17 protein-coding genes are annotated in these 14,800 nt (G+C 54.4%); 10 read left to right on the top strand and 7 right to left on the bottom strand.

Features of this window, described 5'->3' with window-relative positions; genetic code table 11:
• Positions 1–101: 101 nt before the first annotated feature.
• The 5 genes from ACR0JX_RS16335 (at position 102) to ACR0JX_RS16315 (ending at position 3,539) form a co-directional block, all read left to right on the top strand.
• A complete protein-coding gene (locus ACR0JX_RS16335; protein WP_480544852.1) occupies positions 102–353 on the top strand; it encodes a hypothetical protein in 252 nt (83 codons plus the stop codon).
• Positions 350–1,342, top strand: a complete 993-nt coding sequence (locus tag ACR0JX_RS16330; protein ID WP_480544851.1) for a zinc-dependent alcohol dehydrogenase family protein — start codon at positions 350–352, stop codon at positions 1,340–1,342. The genes ACR0JX_RS16335 and ACR0JX_RS16330 overlap by 4 nt, the downstream gene beginning before the upstream one ends.
• Positions 1,332–1,772, top strand: coding sequence for a GFA family protein (locus ACR0JX_RS16325; protein ID WP_480544850.1), 441 nt, complete (start codon positions 1,332–1,334; stop codon positions 1,770–1,772). Before ACR0JX_RS16330 ends, ACR0JX_RS16325 begins: the two co-directional genes overlap by 11 nt.
• A 225-nt stretch (positions 1,773–1,997) precedes the next feature.
• Positions 1,998–2,633, top strand: coding sequence for a LysE family translocator (locus ACR0JX_RS16320; RefSeq protein ID WP_480544849.1), 636 nt, complete (start codon positions 1,998–2,000; stop codon positions 2,631–2,633).
• 111 nt (positions 2,634–2,744) lie between these two features.
• Positions 2,745–3,539, top strand: a complete 795-nt coding sequence (locus ACR0JX_RS16315) for a PhzF family phenazine biosynthesis protein (protein WP_480544848.1) — start codon at positions 2,745–2,747, stop codon at positions 3,537–3,539.
• Between the two features lie 92 nt (positions 3,540–3,631).
• Here ACR0JX_RS16315 and ACR0JX_RS16310 read toward each other — a convergent pair whose 3' ends face one another.
• On the bottom strand, positions 3,632–4,255 hold the full coding sequence (locus ACR0JX_RS16310; protein ID WP_480544847.1) for a LysE family translocator: 624 nt from the start codon (positions 4,253–4,255) through the stop codon (positions 3,632–3,634).
• A gap of 590 nt (positions 4,256–4,845) precedes the next feature.
• Entirely contained in the window at positions 4,846–5,709 is an 864-nt protein-coding gene (locus ACR0JX_RS16305; RefSeq protein WP_480544846.1) for a LysR family transcriptional regulator, read from the bottom strand.
• Positions 5,710–5,833: 124 nt separating this feature from the next.
• Here ACR0JX_RS16305 and ACR0JX_RS16300 point away from each other — a divergent pair, with 124 nt between their 5' ends.
• The 3 genes from ACR0JX_RS16300 (at position 5,834) to ACR0JX_RS16290 (ending at position 8,455) form a co-directional block, all read left to right on the top strand.
• Positions 5,834–6,829, top strand: coding sequence for a GNAT family N-acetyltransferase (locus ACR0JX_RS16300; protein ID WP_480544845.1), 996 nt, complete (start codon positions 5,834–5,836; stop codon positions 6,827–6,829).
• Positions 6,830–6,920: 91 nt separating this feature from the next.
• Complete coding sequence (locus tag ACR0JX_RS16295) at positions 6,921–7,748, top strand: nucleotidyltransferase domain-containing protein (protein WP_480544844.1); 828 nt, start codon at positions 6,921–6,923, stop codon at positions 7,746–7,748.
• A 50-nt stretch (positions 7,749–7,798) separates the two neighbouring features.
• Complete coding sequence (locus ACR0JX_RS16290) at positions 7,799–8,455, top strand: transglycosylase domain-containing protein (protein ID WP_480544843.1); 657 nt, start codon at positions 7,799–7,801, stop codon at positions 8,453–8,455.
• Between the two features lie 105 nt (positions 8,456–8,560).
• On the opposite strand, the gene ACR0JX_RS16285 is transcribed toward ACR0JX_RS16290, so the two are convergent.
• The 4 genes from ACR0JX_RS16285 to ACR0JX_RS16270 all read right to left on the bottom strand — a co-directional run bounded on the left by ACR0JX_RS16285 (position 8,561) and on the right by ACR0JX_RS16270 (position 12,565).
• The gene (locus ACR0JX_RS16285; protein ID WP_480544842.1) at positions 8,561–9,274 is read right to left on the bottom strand and encodes a 3-keto-5-aminohexanoate cleavage protein; all 714 of its coding nucleotides are present in this window, start codon (positions 9,272–9,274) and stop codon (positions 8,561–8,563) included.
• A gap of 267 nt (positions 9,275–9,541) precedes the next feature.
• Entirely contained in the window at positions 9,542–10,414 is an 873-nt protein-coding gene (locus ACR0JX_RS16280) for a prephenate dehydrogenase/arogenate dehydrogenase family protein (protein WP_480544841.1), read from the bottom strand.
• A gap of 233 nt (positions 10,415–10,647) precedes the next feature.
• Positions 10,648–11,274 (bottom strand): LysE family translocator, encoded by a 627-nt coding sequence (locus ACR0JX_RS16275; RefSeq protein WP_480544840.1) that lies wholly within the window; start codon positions 11,272–11,274, stop codon positions 10,648–10,650.
• Between the two features lie 268 nt (positions 11,275–11,542).
• Positions 11,543–12,565, bottom strand: a complete 1,023-nt coding sequence (locus ACR0JX_RS16270; RefSeq protein ID WP_480544839.1) for a permease — start codon at positions 12,563–12,565, stop codon at positions 11,543–11,545.
• Between the two features lie 85 nt (positions 12,566–12,650).
• On the opposite strand from ACR0JX_RS16270, the gene ACR0JX_RS16265 reads away from it, so the two are divergent.
• Together ACR0JX_RS16265 and ACR0JX_RS16260 are read left to right on the top strand one after the other, a co-directional pair.
• Positions 12,651–13,508, top strand: coding sequence for a LysR substrate-binding domain-containing protein (locus ACR0JX_RS16265; protein WP_480544838.1), 858 nt, complete (start codon positions 12,651–12,653; stop codon positions 13,506–13,508).
• Between the two features lie 209 nt (positions 13,509–13,717).
• Positions 13,718–14,152, top strand: a complete 435-nt coding sequence (locus tag ACR0JX_RS16260; RefSeq protein ID WP_480544837.1) for a DUF4275 family protein — start codon at positions 13,718–13,720, stop codon at positions 14,150–14,152.
• Between the two features lie 195 nt (positions 14,153–14,347).
• Here ACR0JX_RS16260 and ACR0JX_RS16255 read toward each other — a convergent pair whose 3' ends face one another.
• Positions 14,348–14,773, bottom strand: coding sequence for a VOC family protein (locus ACR0JX_RS16255; protein ID WP_480544836.1), 426 nt, complete (start codon positions 14,771–14,773; stop codon positions 14,348–14,350).
• Positions 14,774–14,800: the final 27 nt, after the last annotated feature.

Genomic DNA, 14,800 nt, shown 5'->3' with positions numbered 1-14,800 from the left:
CAGACAGTGTGACTGTTTTTGGAGGCATCAGATCGGATTGTTGAGGAAAGAGTGTTATTGTGGTACCATGGTATCAGACCTATATCAATTAGGAGATGTCGGTGCCTGACCAAAAGAAGAAAGTTGAACGCGTGCAAACCGGCGTTCGTATCGAAAAGCGGGTACTCAAAGTCCTCAAGGCTGTGGCTGCACAACATGAAATGGGCCTTGGCGAACTCATTGAGGGTATTGTCCTGCACAGCTTCGAAGGCCGTTCCTTGTTTGGACCTGAGTGCCAACCATTCATTCAGCGTTTGCGAGACGCATACGAATTGGACCTCACCGCCGCTGATAGCCAAAGGCTTGTCGAGTGACGTGTGTGAAGACACTTGTTCCGGCACAAACAAGGCTGTGTCGTGCATTCGTCTATGACCGATTTGGTCCGCCGCAGGAGGTGCTGCGGCAAGTCGATAGGCCGCTCTCAGACCTCAAGGCAGGATGTGTCCGGGTGAAAATGGCATTGGCACCGATAAATCCATCCGATCTGATTCCCATCACGGGGGCCTATGCGCATCGGATCTCCTTACCGGCGGTCGCCGGCTATGAAGGCGTCGGCCGCGTGATTGCTGTCTCGCAAGGTCAGGAGCACCTGATGGGAAAACGCGTTTTGCCGCTGCGCGCAGAGGGTACGTGGCAGTCGTTCGTTGATTGCGCTGCAATCGACGCGGTCGAAGTGCCTGATACGGTCCCGGATGTGATTGCCGCCCGCACCTACATCAACCCGCTAGCGGCCCACACGATGCTCAACCTCTGGCCCGTGCTCGGGAAAACGGTTCTCTTGTCTGGTGCGGGATCAACCTGCGCTGATCTGCTGGGGCAGTGGGCGCTAAAGCAGGGCGCGCGCCACGTTGTCGGTATCTATCGTTCGGAGGTGCGGCGGAAGCGTCTCACGGACCTCGGGATAGACCCCATGCCACAAACCGGCATTGCAAACATACTGGCGGTTGCACGTCAATCGGATCTGGTTTTCGACTCCGTTGGCGGGCCGCTCGGGTCATCCATATTGAGTGCACTTCCGTCAGGATCGATTTTTGTGGGTTATGGCTTGCTATCAGGGCAACCAGTTGCTGTGCCAAAAACGTATCAGGCTCAAGTCCAACGCTTTCACTTGCGAGATCACCTGTCATCGCTTGCGCCTAAAGGCTTTGCCGATCTCTTAAGAGACCTCAGGCCCGAAATGGAAAAAGCCGACTGGCCGCTAGTCAGGGTGTTCGATGCAGATCATTGGCAGGACGCCATGCATGCAGCGGCCGTACCGGGTGCGCCAAAATCCGTCTTGAGGTTCTCAGACCATGAGGCTTGAGACAAATCCACTATCCAGAAGGAGTTGTGTCGACATGGAGAATTATACTGGAGGGTGTCATTGCGGCAGCGTTTCCTGGAGCTTTGCACCTCCGGCGCAAGCCGTTCTGAAGTGCCATTGCAACAACTGCCGGAAACTTCAGGGGTCAGATTACAGCACGTGGGTTGTTGTCCCATCAGATCAGTTTTCGTTGACCAGCGGACATGAGCAGGTTTCCAGATACACCACCGGAGTATCCAGCCGAAGCTTTTGCTCGCAATGCGGGACGACTGTCTTTCTTAACAATGGTAAGCACTTCCCAGCAGCAACAATTGTTCCTTTGGGTCTCATCGAAAACTTCGACAACGCCCTTGCACCGAAGGCACACGTATATTCCAGCGACAAAGCAGGGTGGATGGTGATCCCAGAAAGTGAAGCGATCTTGAGCTGATTTCCAAGCTTACGGTTCTAGTCATCCTGGTGAGTCGTCTTCATCAATAGTCAAAAAAGGTATGTCCAGCATGGTCGAGTACACGAGCGGCGTAGTGCCGCAAATGTCAGAAATAGCTTCTTTGTATGCTGCCAATAACTGGAGCTCAGCCTTTACCAATCGTGAACGCTGAATGAATGTCTGCGTTGCAAAAGATATACAAACTACATTCTTTGGAAGGGACTTATGATGCTTGATTGGCAAACAATCTGGGTGTTCACCATTGCCTGCATAGCGTTATGTGCCACGCCAGGACCTGACATGATCGTGGTAGCAGCACGAAGCACTGCACAAGGCCGAACGGCGGGGCTTATGACACATCTCGGTGTCGCTACCGGATCAGCGTTTCATGCCCTGCTCTTGGCACTTGGTTTGTCCCAGTTGTTCTTGGCCGTTCCATACGCCTATGACTTAGTCAGGTATCTCGGCGCGGGGTATTTGCTGTTCCTTGCATGGCAAGCTTTTACCGCTCGAAGCAGCTTTTCTACTCAGTCGTCCCAACTGCCTCGCCGCCCCCTGTTTATTATTTTCAAGCAAGGGTTTCTCTCGAACCTTTTGAACCCAAAGGTTGCCCTATTTTATCTTGCTTTGTTCCCGCAGTTTCTGGACCCTTCCAGTGGGTCGGTGGCGGGTCAAATACTTCTGCTAGCAATCATACTTCAGATCGTGGGATTGTTTATTCATGGAGTTGTAATCTGGCTCGCAAGCGGAATGCGCCACTTTATGGCTAACGGGAGGACCTTCGTGAAATGGTCCAGGGTTTTTCTCGGAACAGTTTTCGGCACTCTTGCCGCCCGGCTTGTTTTTGATGGCCAAAAATAGAACCACACACAACAAAAGCGGGCTGTTGGTAAAGTTGAGGAAAGCCGTAATTGATTTGTCGCCAGGGAACGTGTCACCGATGACGGACAGGGAACGGGAATAAATCACCGGATGAAAATGTTTCAGGTGGATGCTTTCGCTGACCGTGTTTTCGCTGGGAACCCTGCGGCCGTTCTTGTGCTCGATGACTGGATGGAAGATGCACTCATGCTGTCCATTGCCCAGGAGAACAACCTCGCAGAAACGGCTTTTGTAGTCCCGCGAGAAGGTGGTGGCTGGCGTCTGCGTTGGTTCGCTCCGGCGCATGAAGTCGACTTTTGTGGCCACGCAACCATCGCAACCGCGCATGTCCTCGCAACCGAGTATCACGTTGAAGGTGAGATGATCTTCGACACTCGCGTAGGTGAATTGCGAGTTTTGAAAGAGGGGAATGCCTACCAGCTAGATACTCCGCGCCTCGATCCACAGCCACTTTCCAAGCTTCCAATAGAACTCGATGGTGTATTCGCTGAATTGCCAATTTTCTTGTTCCGCAATTTCGAGAACATATTTGCGGACCTCGGCTCCGAAGCGGCGGTCCGCAAATTCATTCCCGACCTTTCCCGGATCGCTCGCCTGGGTCCGGTAGGGTTAGTTGTTACGGGGCAAGGAGACGGCAATTCCGGGGCTGCGTTCGTTTCACGCTACTTTGCCCCGGGTGCAGGTATTCCTGAAGATCCGGTCACAGGCTCTATCCACGCAACCTTAGTTCCCTACTGGTCAGAGCTTCTCGGGGACATGCGCCACCGGGCCTATCAAGCGTCCGGACGCGGTGGTTGGCTGGATTGTGAACTGACAGCAGACCGCGTGTTTCTTCGGGGCGGTGCCATCACTTTCATGGAAGCAGATGTTATCTTACCTCTTTGAAGTTGACTGACGCCACAGAAGCACATCCAACTAATCGGTCATTAGATCGAAGTATGGTTTGTAAATTGACCAGCTTATGTATCCATCACTCTCTATACCCTTAGGCGAATGCTATTGATTGAGCCGCCTATCGACTTTGTTCCTGCCGCAATGAACAAGAGGCCGATAGAGCGTGTAATGAACGTGCTATGGCGAGAGAAAACACGCCGAGTAGCAGGCAACCCCGTCCAGAAAATGACTCCGATGGTTGCCACGCAGAAACCCGTAAAGGCGGCAAGAACTAACGGTATCGCATTCTGGAAGGTCATGGCGTCTTCAAATCGAGCAAAGACAGCCGTGAACATCGCAAGCGCAAAGGGATAGGCCTTCGGGTTCGTAAAGCCAAAAATCAGCCCTGATCGCCAGGGGGTATGAACTATCGCCCCGATTTTTGTCTCCTGGGATGTGAGCGCCTTCCATCCAAGCCAGATGAGATAGGCACCGCAGACGATACCCAAGATGTCAAAGAGCATCGGTCCCATCTGAGACACACCAACAATCGCTGAGATTGCGAGGATCGTCCAAGCTAGATCACCAAGCAGATGACATCCTAGAAATGCCGCACAGGCTGAACGTCCCGGGCCTGCAGAAAGGCTGAGGGCAGCCAAGGTGGCTGGCCCAGGAATGAACACATACAATAATCCGGCAACAAGTGTCGTTGCTAGAAGTTCTGGCATCGTTTGGACTACCCCGATGGTGTCTCTCAAAATTGAAGTTTCGCCGCGACGCAGAATTCTGTCAATGTGGGTTCGACAAGAAGCATAGTCGAAAAACTGCTGAAACAAGGCATGGCTGGACAAAACAGAGATTTGTAGCGCTCACGCGATGGCCGACTTTTTCTTGGACGAGTCTTTAAGCCTTCAAACAAAAACTACAGGTCAGACGTCGCGCCGGTCTGCGCTCAAGAGTACGCGGACCAGCGCCGGTTGCGCACGCACACCGGTCTTGTCGTAGATGCGTTGCAAATGCGTCTTCGTTGTATTGGCGCTTAACGACCCTACCAAAGCTCTGGTTGCAGACATTGATGTAAAGTGCAGCAATCGTGACACTGGGCCCTCTGCCGACCTCTGTGGATGCGCTGCATCTACTCGACTAGTCCCCAACCATCTTCGAGGCCGGCCCCTACCAGCTATTGGCCCCTACTTCCTTCCGCTGCGCTGCGGCCCGTGGAACCGGCCATTCGCTGCGACAGCGAGAACCGGCAAGTGTAGAACTGGAACTGTGCGGGACTTTGCTTCTGTTCGCCTTCCCGAACCGAAGGTCTGCTTCACCCAAATTCTGAAGCAATCCAGTCAACGATCCGCCTTATGCGCGCCTGTCCCAAATGGTCCTTTGACCATGAGACATAGAGCCCATCATCAGACGGGTCGGGATTGACCCAGATCTCCACAAGTTTCTTTGTTTGTAGATCATTCTCCACCATGTATGTCGGTGCGATAGCAACGCCGTGACCACCGATGGCAGCGTCGAGCGCCAAGGCGGATCGGTCGAAGTTAAGCAGTTTGTGCGTGTCTCCATACCCGGTTTCCTTGATCAGCTTTTCCCAACGCCGGTGCGCATCCTGAAGGAGCGGCAGCGTCAGCAACGTCTCCAGCCCCATTGGCCAATCCGGTCGCAGGAAATCAGGACTACATACGGCAACCAAGCGGATATCGGCCAAGCAGTGCGATCCGTGGGCCGGATTCACGTCACGCTCTTTGCCCGGCCAGATCGCGATTTCGTTCCGGCCCAGACTGCGCGCCAGAATCTGCTCGTGGACCTGTGTGGTCAGGGAAACGTTCGGAAACTTGGCTGCGAAAGCGTCCATCCGGGGCATCAACCACTTCGTTGCGGTGGAAGAACCAAGGTGCAGCGTGATGCGATCACTGTCCTCGCCGATGCTCACAAAGGCAGTGTCGAGGATCGCCAAAGCGTCTTCCATCGCCGCATGACAGCGCTCACCTTCCGGAGTCAGCGAGACACCGCGTGCGCCACGCACGAGAAGAACAACCCCCAGCTCGATTTCGAGCTGCTTGATCCGCTGGGAGACAGCGCCACGCGATAGGTTCAGCTCCTCAGCTGCACGCTGTAGGTTCCCGTGCGATGCGACGACGGAGAATACCCGGAGCGCGTTCAGGTTCACGTTCTTCATTCGATACCTCAAAGACGATAGTTTTTCTAAACGCTGGTTGAATTATCCTGCTTTGTCAAATTGCTGTAAGTGGCAGATACAAGCAGGCAAGCAGCATTCAGCAATAGCTACAAGAGACCAAGAGATGACGCAGACTATCCGTCCAGCAATACCCGATGACATGCCGTGCCTGGTCGAGCTCCTTATGTTGGATGCGCAGGAACGCCATGCAAAGGATACCATCCTCTGGAAGATGGCGGATGACGCGCCCGCGCAAATCGAAAAGGCGCTTACATTTGCGTTGACGGCCGAGCAACAGCCATTTCGACAGTTTTGGCATGTCGCGGACGATGGTGGTCAGATCACGGGTGTCATTCATGCGATGCTGCTGCCGGTCCCCCCAATCTATGCAGGCCCGTTCGGTGAACCGGGACTGATCCTGCCCGACTCTTTTGTGGCAACCGATGCGCCAAGCGGCACTGTAGAGGGCCTGTTGGCCGCAGCCGAGGACGCCCTTCGGGAAGCCGGTGCCCGGATCAAACTGGCATCCTACGTGGCGGGCGAAGCTTGGCGAACCGCGTTTGAGGCAAGCGGTTATGAGCCCCTGACACTTTATCTGTCGCGCAGTGACCTTGGCGATCAGGGAATGCCGGTCAGAGTTCGGCAAGCGACGGAAGACGATATTCCAGGTATCGTTGAACGCAGTGCCGAGAACCGGCAGGTTCTCTTTGACATCGACCCTTTCTGGGAAATTCATCCTGACGCTGATCCACGTTTTTCGGCCTGGATGACGCGGAGCCTGACACTTCGGGATCGGGACATGATGGTTCTGGGCGCGTCAGAAGATTTGCAGGGCTACATCATCGCACAGCCTGCCTCACGGCTGCACTTTCCTCCTGCCCACGACATAACGGGGACGGGTGTGATTGATGACTACTACCATCCTGAGTTGGCCAACCCGGCGGCACTTGATCGAGGGAGCGAAGGCTCCCATGCACTGTTGCGCGCGGCCGAGGCGGCGTTCGCCAACCGAGGTATGGGCACCGCCTTTGTCGTCTGTCCGGCGGGATGGACGTCCAAGATCGAGTTGCTGGAAGCTTCTGGCTACGAGACCGCGATGGTCTGGTCCATCAAGCGATAGAAACCGCCATACCGCTCAAGTTACAGCACGCCTCAACGGCTTTTTCACGCCGCCAAAGTGCGAACCCATATGTCTTTGAAAGGAAAAGCTCATGAAGTCAGAGCAAGTCATAGAGACGATCAGCAACGAATTACGCGATCTTTCCACCGTTCGCGGTCTTTTCCTGAGCGGCAGTTTCGGCAATGGACGGGCAGATGCCTTTAGCGACATCGACTTCGTTCTGGTGTCGGAAAACGGTCCAACCGACGACGTCGCCGCAGCATGGAAGGCCGCTGTCGCGCGCACCGGCGAAATCGTGATGTGGTGGGATCGAAACGTTCGCCCTGCGCTCATCAACGCCATTACCGCAGACTGGACACGCACGGATGTGATCATCCTAAAGCGCGAACAGCTCGCAGCACACAATCAGGCGAGCCTTCACCCTCTTTTCGACCACGATGGTCTTTACGACCAGTTGCCGAAAGAGCAACCACAGCCGCAGGTTTCACCGGCGCGCCAGTTCCGTCAGATTGAGGAATTCATTCGCATACTGGGGCTTCTGCATCTTGCGGCGGGCCGCGAAGAATACATCAACGGTGTCGCGGGCATCTTCCACCTGCGCACCAAACTCATCGAATTGTTGGTCGAAGAAACGGCCGCGCCGGATCGAGGCGGAGCGCTTCACTTGAACCGCCTCCTGACAGATGAGCAGCAGGCGTTAGTCACGGCCTTACCTGCGCCCGTAGCAGAGCGGGAGGCGATGATTACAACACACCTCGCCTATGCAAGAGCGTACCTGCCCCGCGCTCGCAAACTCGCTATGAAAAGGGGAGTGGCATGGCCAGGAAGCTTCGAAACTGCGACTTGGAAAAAGCTCAATCAATCTCTTGGCGTGGTATGCCCTTATGATATCTCTGGTGGTCCCGGGAGTAAGGCCTAATTTGAGCGGATTTTGAACACTGCCACTCGATTTCCACAGGGAGGTACGCGATGAAACGCTTGATAAAGACATCCACACTACTGATCGTATCGACTACTGCCGCCTCTTTTGTGTACGGCGCGGTAGGGTTTTGGGACGCGGTTCGAGAGTCCGATGTTTACGCGGTGCGCGCAGACAGCCTGATCGCCGGTCGCCGAGGGCCAGCCGAACTAGGACAAGAGCGTCTTCGGCAACTTATCTTAGTTCAGGATCCAAATTACTATGAGCATAACGGGGTAGATTTTTCCACGCGAGGCGCCGGACTGACCACAGTTTCACAATCACTTGCTAAGCGGCTGGGTTTTGATGAGTTTCGACCCGGTATAGGTAAAATAAGGCAAACAGGCTTTGCCTTCGGTTTAGAAAACCAGCTGAGTAAGGATCAGATTCTGGCGCTTTGGCTCGATACCGTAGAAATGGGACGAGGACCTGATGGCTGGATGACAGGGTTCTTTTTCGCCAGCGAAAGCGTATACAACCGAACACCTGATGAGCTCTCTGACCAAGAATTTCATCGGCTGTTGGCAGTACTAATTGCCCCTGGCAGATTTCGCCTCACTGAAGTAGATGAGGACCTTCTAAACCGAAGCGAGAGGATCGCGAGACTAGTGGCGGGCGACTGTCGTGCAGAAGACAACAGCGATGTTTGGCTTGATGGTTGTGGATAACTCGAGTTGATGGATCGACGTTCGCTACACACGAAATAGACTGGGAAGGCGGGGACGAAGTGTGAACTCGCCCCGTTTGCTAGTAGGTCTGCGAGAAGGGCTTCTTTAGCGTTGAAAAATTGCTGCCGCGGCTGCAACCAAATCGGCATTCGATGTGGCCATGGACTGATCTTCGAGCAGGCATCCATCCTCAAGGCCAATGCGCGTAGACCATCGACTGATCCGCGCTTTGCGAACGAAATGCCAAACTGTTGAGTCAAATCCATGCAGCAGTGTGGGGCGCTGTACCCCGGCTTCGTTCAAGACGGCTTCAATACCGTTTAGCGTCGCTTCAGCCAGTTCAATGTCCTGCTCTTCAATTTCAAATAGGACGCGGAAGACCCTGTCACGTTGCGGCAGCGACACGAAACGCTTCGCGTCTCGAACTGAAGCGATGCCTGCTTCGATACCAACGCCTTTCGCTTCAAGTATCGAGAAGATTTCCGGCGCATCCGTCTCAGACAAGTTGACCGATGCATAGTCCGGCAGGTCAGACCACGTTTGGATCTGCTGCCTTGTCAGAGCAATGTCATTTGCGATCCATGAACCTGTTGATACACCAACCAGCGTGCCTGGGCAGGCGCTTCGGATGCCACGCATGAGCTCATCCACATGGGTAAGACTTTCATTTCTATCCGGGTCGCGAGGGTGGATATGCAGTTCTGCAGCTCCAGAAAAAATGCATGCTTCAGCATCGGCGATCATCGCGTCGGTCGTCAATGGCAGAGACGGGTGGTAGTCCACCGACCGGGCTCCATTTAGGCATGCTTGAACAATCATCTTTTCTACATGTCTCTCCGTAGTCCGAACTTGCGGACCTTTGCGCGACGCGCAGCAATTGTCAAAGAGGGGTTCATCGCGGCCATCGGAGGTGGCGCAGCATCCCAGGATCACCCCATGGGAGGGGCTGTCAAGGACGGCCCAAAGCTGCCCTTCACCTCACTTTCGAGTTTCTGCCATCGCAGCCCGCATTTCTGCCATTCGCTGCAGGCGCAAAACGCAAACAGAGTTCAAGTCCCTGATATGGGACGTAGCTGCCCATGGATACTACTCCATCAACTGTTTGGTTTTGTTGTGTGGATGTTGCCTCGATGCTGTTTCCAGTTCGTCACTCAAACTTGAGGCCAAGTCAAAAAACCGTCGTCGCACAGTCTCGGCGTAAGGATTGGCCTTCTCAATCGCTTCGAAGACTGCTGGCGCATCGTACTGAACCATAGAAATAGCCTCGGTTAACAAGTCAAAACTTTTTGTTGTCATGCGCGTCGGCAGCGGTCCCAACCCAAGTAGCACTTTGGCGATGAGGTGCGTGAGGCCTTGGACAACGGCAGCTTCCTGGTCGTGATCTTCCGGTGTCGTCAAGATGACCGTCAGACCGAGCGCTTTGCGTAAAAACGCAGCCAGCCTTGTGTATCGTATTCCCTGAATGGGGCAGACCGCAATCTTTAGACCCTTAATACCTGTCGTTGCACTCTGAGGACCGAACAAGGGGTGAGTAGCGACGATGTCTACATGGTTTGGTAGCAGTCGCCGCATGATTTCAGAGGGAACGACTTTGACTGAGCCAACATCGACAATCAGCGCGCCGGGTTTGCATGCTCCAGCGATCTCGCCGACAACCTGTTCGAATGAGGACACTGGTGCCGCAATAAGGACCACGTCGGATTGCGAGACCACGTGTAAGGATGTGAGCGTCACTCCGAGTTGCTTTGCGGCTTTGGTGACGCCCGGGGATGGATCGTAAACCAATATCTCAAAATGCGGACCGAGATGAAGCGCAGCCAGTTGTCCGAATGCACCAAAGCCCACGATGCCCAGCGAGGTAGATTGGCTTTTATTGTTGTTCATTTCTCGACCTTTGAATTTGCCGCCCGGCACGAGGTCGATTGTCTGTTGACCGCTGTCAGGGGCAGCGGAAAACAAATGATGAATTGCCCGCAGCTATGAAAGCTGAGGATAATAGTCCTGCGATGCGAAGACTGATTTCATCATGTTTTAAGACGTAATGCACCCAAGAGAGCAAAGTCAATGACAGCGCGTCCGAGCGCCCATTGACCACTGTGCAGGAACCGTAAGGCACGCGCTCTTAAAGAATTCAGCCGGAAGGCGCGCGAAGGGTGGTCGAACTGAATCTGCTGCATTAGCGCATAGGTCGCTTATCTCTCCTGTAGCGCAAGCCGAACGCCCAATGCGCAGTAGATGCTACCAACAACCTTGCCCTGCCACCTGAGGACAGTCGGATTGCGGCGAAGGAAGTTACCCAGGCCACCTGCTGTAACGGAATAGAAGATAGTACTCAAGAAGCCGATCAGCGCGAATACGATCCCAAGAATGGTAAGTTGCGCGACCACAAGACCTCTCTCTGGCGCGACGAACTGAGGCAGAAAAGCAAGGAAAAACAGCGCGGTCTTTGGGTTCAGTACTTCGGCGAGGATCGCCTGCCTGAAAGCTCGAGGTGCCGTGATTGGGACGCGGCCCTGGCCAAGATCAACCGAAGACTTCTCAAATATCGCCTTCAATCCAAGGTAAACGAGATACGCCGCCCCAATGTATTTCACTATGGTGAATAGTGTTGCAGAAGCTGCAATGACGGCAGAGATACCTACTACTGCCATGATCGTGTGAAGGAAGTCGCCTGCTGTGATACCAGCACCCGTGGCAATACCGACTTTCGTTCCAGACGTTGTGGCTCGCGCAACCGTCAAGAGAGTCGCGGGTCCTGGAATGAATACAATGCCAAGAACGATCAAAGAATACGTCAGCAGTACGGCGGGGTCGATCATTCTGTTTTCTCCATAAACTCTTGAGATTTTAGCAATCCACAGGCTTCGAAGAATGGCAAGCCTCGGAACAAGACGTTCGCTTTCCCATGACCAATTTGCAAGTTGGGCTCAAGGCGAACTTCAGATGCAGCACGGCATCCGCCTGGGCCTGAGCGAACTGCTCCGCAACAACGGCCCGAACCGCCCTTAGTCCGAAGAGGAAAGATGCGACAATTGCTGCCGGCATAGCAGCCGTCAGCAAATGCCCATCATCTGCCTGCGCTGAATCTCAGACGATCCACCCAAAGACATACCCCGCGCCAAGCGACCCCAGAACTGCAAGCAGCAGATAGAGCATGAACGGTTGCAATTTGAGCACCGGTGCGATGGCCATAGCACCCCAGATACTTACCGCGCCGCCCGAAACGAGGAACGCCATCGCTGCGCCTTCGGACATGCCGTTGTCGATCAACCCTCTTGTCAGCGGGAGCGCAGCGTAACCGTCGATATAGGCCGGGGCACCGACGAAGACAGCGGCGGGTATGGCCCACCATTTGTCTTCGCCAACATATGCTGCCAATACGCCCGGTGTAAGGGCCGCATTCAAGGCATACTCCGCGGCAAATGCCGGGATCAGGCAAATCAGGATAAGCCGAGTGGTTGCCCAGACCTGTTTGCCGAAAGATTGAATTCGCGCCTCAGACCGCCAGACCCAAGGATCAAAGGGCTGATCTTCGCCGCATCTTGCAGCACTTAGCTGGCGCGCCAGGCCATTGTCCCGAAGCGCATTCATGGCCCAGGGCGTCTTGGCGAACAGACCGGTGATCGCGCCCCCGAACACGCCCAATCCGAAGGCCGCAAGCGTCTTGCCGATAGCAAAGCTCAGACCCAGTTTCGCAGCTGTTGTCGCAAGCATCGCCGGGTCCGTTATAGGGGAGGACAGCCAGAATGCCATGATCGGCGCAAGTGGCACACCCGCCGCCAACAGCCCGGCCATCAATGGCAGCACTGTCACACCGCATACCGGCGTGATGGCTCCGATGAGCGATGCAGCCAAAACCGCTCTCAGCGTCCTGCCCTCGAAGGCACCAGCGATGTGGGCATCCGCGCCGCTTGCGATGATCCAGGCTGCAAGCACGATGCCCGGAATGACGATGGGGGCCACAACAATCAGGCCCCATAGGACAAACTTTACTGCGTTTGCGGCGTGTTCCGGCCAGGCAAGACAGACGCCTGCCAGCAGCAGCAAAGACACGCCCCACACCAGGGGTTTCCGGTTAGATGGTTGGTGGGCAGCTGTCTGATTTGACATCAGATACTCCTTTGACCTTGAAAAATAGTGCAACACAAAGCATCTGTGAAACGCATAGTTTCAATTTCCGATATTGAAAAAACAAATGGAAAACCTGGATAGCGATCTATTGCGAACCTTCGTCGCCGTGGCCGATGCCGGCAGCGTCACAGACGGTGCCGGCCGCATCCACCGGTCGCAGTCAGCAACGAGTCTTCAAATCAAGCGCCTCGAAGCGATCCTGGGTCAGCCGGTCTTTGACAGGCATGGTCGCGGGGTGGTCCTGAGCGACACGGGACGAAAGCTATTTCCAGTCGCGCAGGAGGTGACGGCACGTCTCGACGCGGCATTACGAGAGATTTCACAGAACACAGTAAGCGGCAAACTGCGTTTGGGCATACCCGACGATCACGGGCGCGCCAGACTTGCGGCGATCATTGCGACCTTTGCCCGTCAACATCCGAAAGTCGAACTGGATGTCACCTGCGCCTTGAGTACAAGTCTTCCAGAAGCCCTCGATAAGGGGTCGCTGGACCTTGCGGTCTATGAGGTCGAAAGCCCGTCCAGCCACGAGGAGGTTGTTTATGAAGACCCGACATGTTGGGTGTCGTCGGCGCACCGGCACTTTCGGGCCGATGAAAGCCTTCCAGTGGCCTTGTTCGATCATGCGTGCTGGTGGCGCGACGCGGCGGTCATTTCATTACAAGCCCGTGGACAGCCATATCGCGTTGTCTACTCCAGCCAAAGCGTCTCTGGTGTGATTGCAGCAGTAGAAGCCGGGATCGCAGTGGGTCTGCTCGGTCGCTCCTCGCTGCACGGCGGTCTATCGGTGGTGAACGATGCATTGGACCTCGGAAACACGCCCGCCTCCAAGCTGGTGATGGCATCCAGCAAGCCGAAAGTACAAGGGCCTCAGGACGCTATGAAGGCCGCGATCCGAGCCGCATTTATGGCCAAGCCATGAAAAAGCCGACCTTTGCTGCGCTATGTCGAATGAGCAGGTCGGGCTCTAAACCCACCTCGGAACGACTGCAGCATAGGCGAGAAAAGTCCTCCGCTTAGGGATGGGGACGACCCAATGCAGACCTTGATCATTGTCGGACTAGTTTCATGCGGACTAGAATTTCGCTAATCTGCCCGCTCCACAAATTCTTGGTTCAAGGCTAGATGGGGATGATCCCGAAGAAAACCCAGATTGAGCATTTCCTCATATCTCAATCAGTCGACTTTGTGCCACTCTCTCCCGTCGAGAGTGAGCAGGTAAAAACCGACTGGCTGGCGACATATGCATTGAGAGTAAAGAAAGACACGGGCACCTGGATTCACAACGGTTTTCGATGGCACGGTTTTACTTACGGGCTTCAATCTGCCATCACAGGTTCAGATGCTTTGATTGGGTATCAGAAGCAATGGCCAGCCCCTTACGTAGTTTTCGACGAGAACAATGACTGGGCTTACTCGTGTACCTCCGATCGGTATCCCGACTTCACTTCATTCCATGCAGACATTTACGTGGCCCATCACAACATGAAATGGACAATGGTTTTCACGCATGAACAGCCGGATTTAGGGCCCTATCTCGCATTTAAGTCGGAAAACGTGAATTGATGGAATTTACCAAGCATTGAACAGAGATTGGTATCGCGTCAGGTTAAACAGTCTAAATCTCCGCACGCTCTGCCTTTCGCGTATTCAGGATCAAAGGTATGGCCAACAATATCAAATGCACCAATATTGGCGTAGATTGCGCGACACAGGTCGGCCGCGCAATCATCAATCAGAAGGTTCTTGAGACACCCTGAATCACGACGGTACCGCGTCGGCTGCATATTGCGACAGGAATTCCTCCGAGGGTGGGATCTGAGTGATAACATCAATCAGTACCCCGTTCGGATCACGATAAATCGCGTGGCGTTGGCCAAACGGTTCGCTCACAAGTGACTTTGCAACCGGAACTCCTTCCGACTTAAGTCGTTCGTCCACCTTGTCGACATCGTCGACTTCAAAGTTGAGGATCATACCCTTAGACGCACCGCGGGAAGCCTCTGGGATCGTCTCGTGGTCGAACTGGACGACCGCTAGATTGACCGACGGATCCGCTTCACTTTGTAGATGCACATACCAATCCGCCTCGAACGCTGCGCGGAAGCCAAAGTGACGTTTGTAGAACTCTGCCGTCTCAGAAACCGTTTTAGACTGAATGACTGGGTAATATTGAGTGACACGCATTTTTGATCTCCCTAACTTACATGCATT

This window comes from Ruegeria sp. AH7 (assembly GCF_056541325.1).
This window is presented reverse-complemented; position numbering and strand designations above follow the sequence as displayed.

Coding starts and splice junctions, on each gene's coding strand:
- ACR0JX_RS16285 (WP_480544842.1), bottom strand. CDS start 9,274: ATGATTGTTCAAGCATGCCTAAATGGAGCCCGGTCGGTGGACTACCAC.
- ACR0JX_RS16265 (WP_480544838.1), top strand. CDS start 12,651: ATGGAAAACCTGGATAGCGATCTATTGCGAACCTTCGTCGCCGTGGCC.
- ACR0JX_RS16255 (WP_480544836.1), bottom strand. CDS start 14,773: ATGCGTGTCACTCAATATTACCCAGTCATTCAGTCTAAAACGGTTTCT.
- ACR0JX_RS16310 (WP_480544847.1), bottom strand. CDS start 4,255: ATGCCAGAACTTCTAGCAACGACACTTGTTGCCGGATTATTGTATGTG.
- ACR0JX_RS16325 (WP_480544850.1), top strand. CDS start 1,332: ATGAGGCTTGAGACAAATCCACTATCCAGAAGGAGTTGTGTCGACATG.
- ACR0JX_RS16295 (WP_480544844.1), top strand. CDS start 6,921: ATGAAGTCAGAGCAAGTCATAGAGACGATCAGCAACGAATTACGCGAT.
- ACR0JX_RS16270 (WP_480544839.1), bottom strand. CDS start 12,565: ATGTCAAATCAGACAGCTGCCCACCAACCATCTAACCGGAAACCCCTG.
- ACR0JX_RS16320 (WP_480544849.1), top strand. CDS start 1,998: ATGATGCTTGATTGGCAAACAATCTGGGTGTTCACCATTGCCTGCATA.
- ACR0JX_RS16315 (WP_480544848.1), top strand. CDS start 2,745: ATGAAAATGTTTCAGGTGGATGCTTTCGCTGACCGTGTTTTCGCTGGG.
- ACR0JX_RS16260 (WP_480544837.1), top strand. CDS start 13,718: ATGATCCCGAAGAAAACCCAGATTGAGCATTTCCTCATATCTCAATCA.
- ACR0JX_RS16275 (WP_480544840.1), bottom strand. CDS start 11,274: ATGATCGACCCCGCCGTACTGCTGACGTATTCTTTGATCGTTCTTGGC.
- ACR0JX_RS16300 (WP_480544845.1), top strand. CDS start 5,834: ATGACGCAGACTATCCGTCCAGCAATACCCGATGACATGCCGTGCCTG.
- ACR0JX_RS16305 (WP_480544846.1), bottom strand. CDS start 5,709: ATGAAGAACGTGAACCTGAACGCGCTCCGGGTATTCTCCGTCGTCGCA.
- ACR0JX_RS16290 (WP_480544843.1), top strand. CDS start 7,799: ATGAAACGCTTGATAAAGACATCCACACTACTGATCGTATCGACTACT.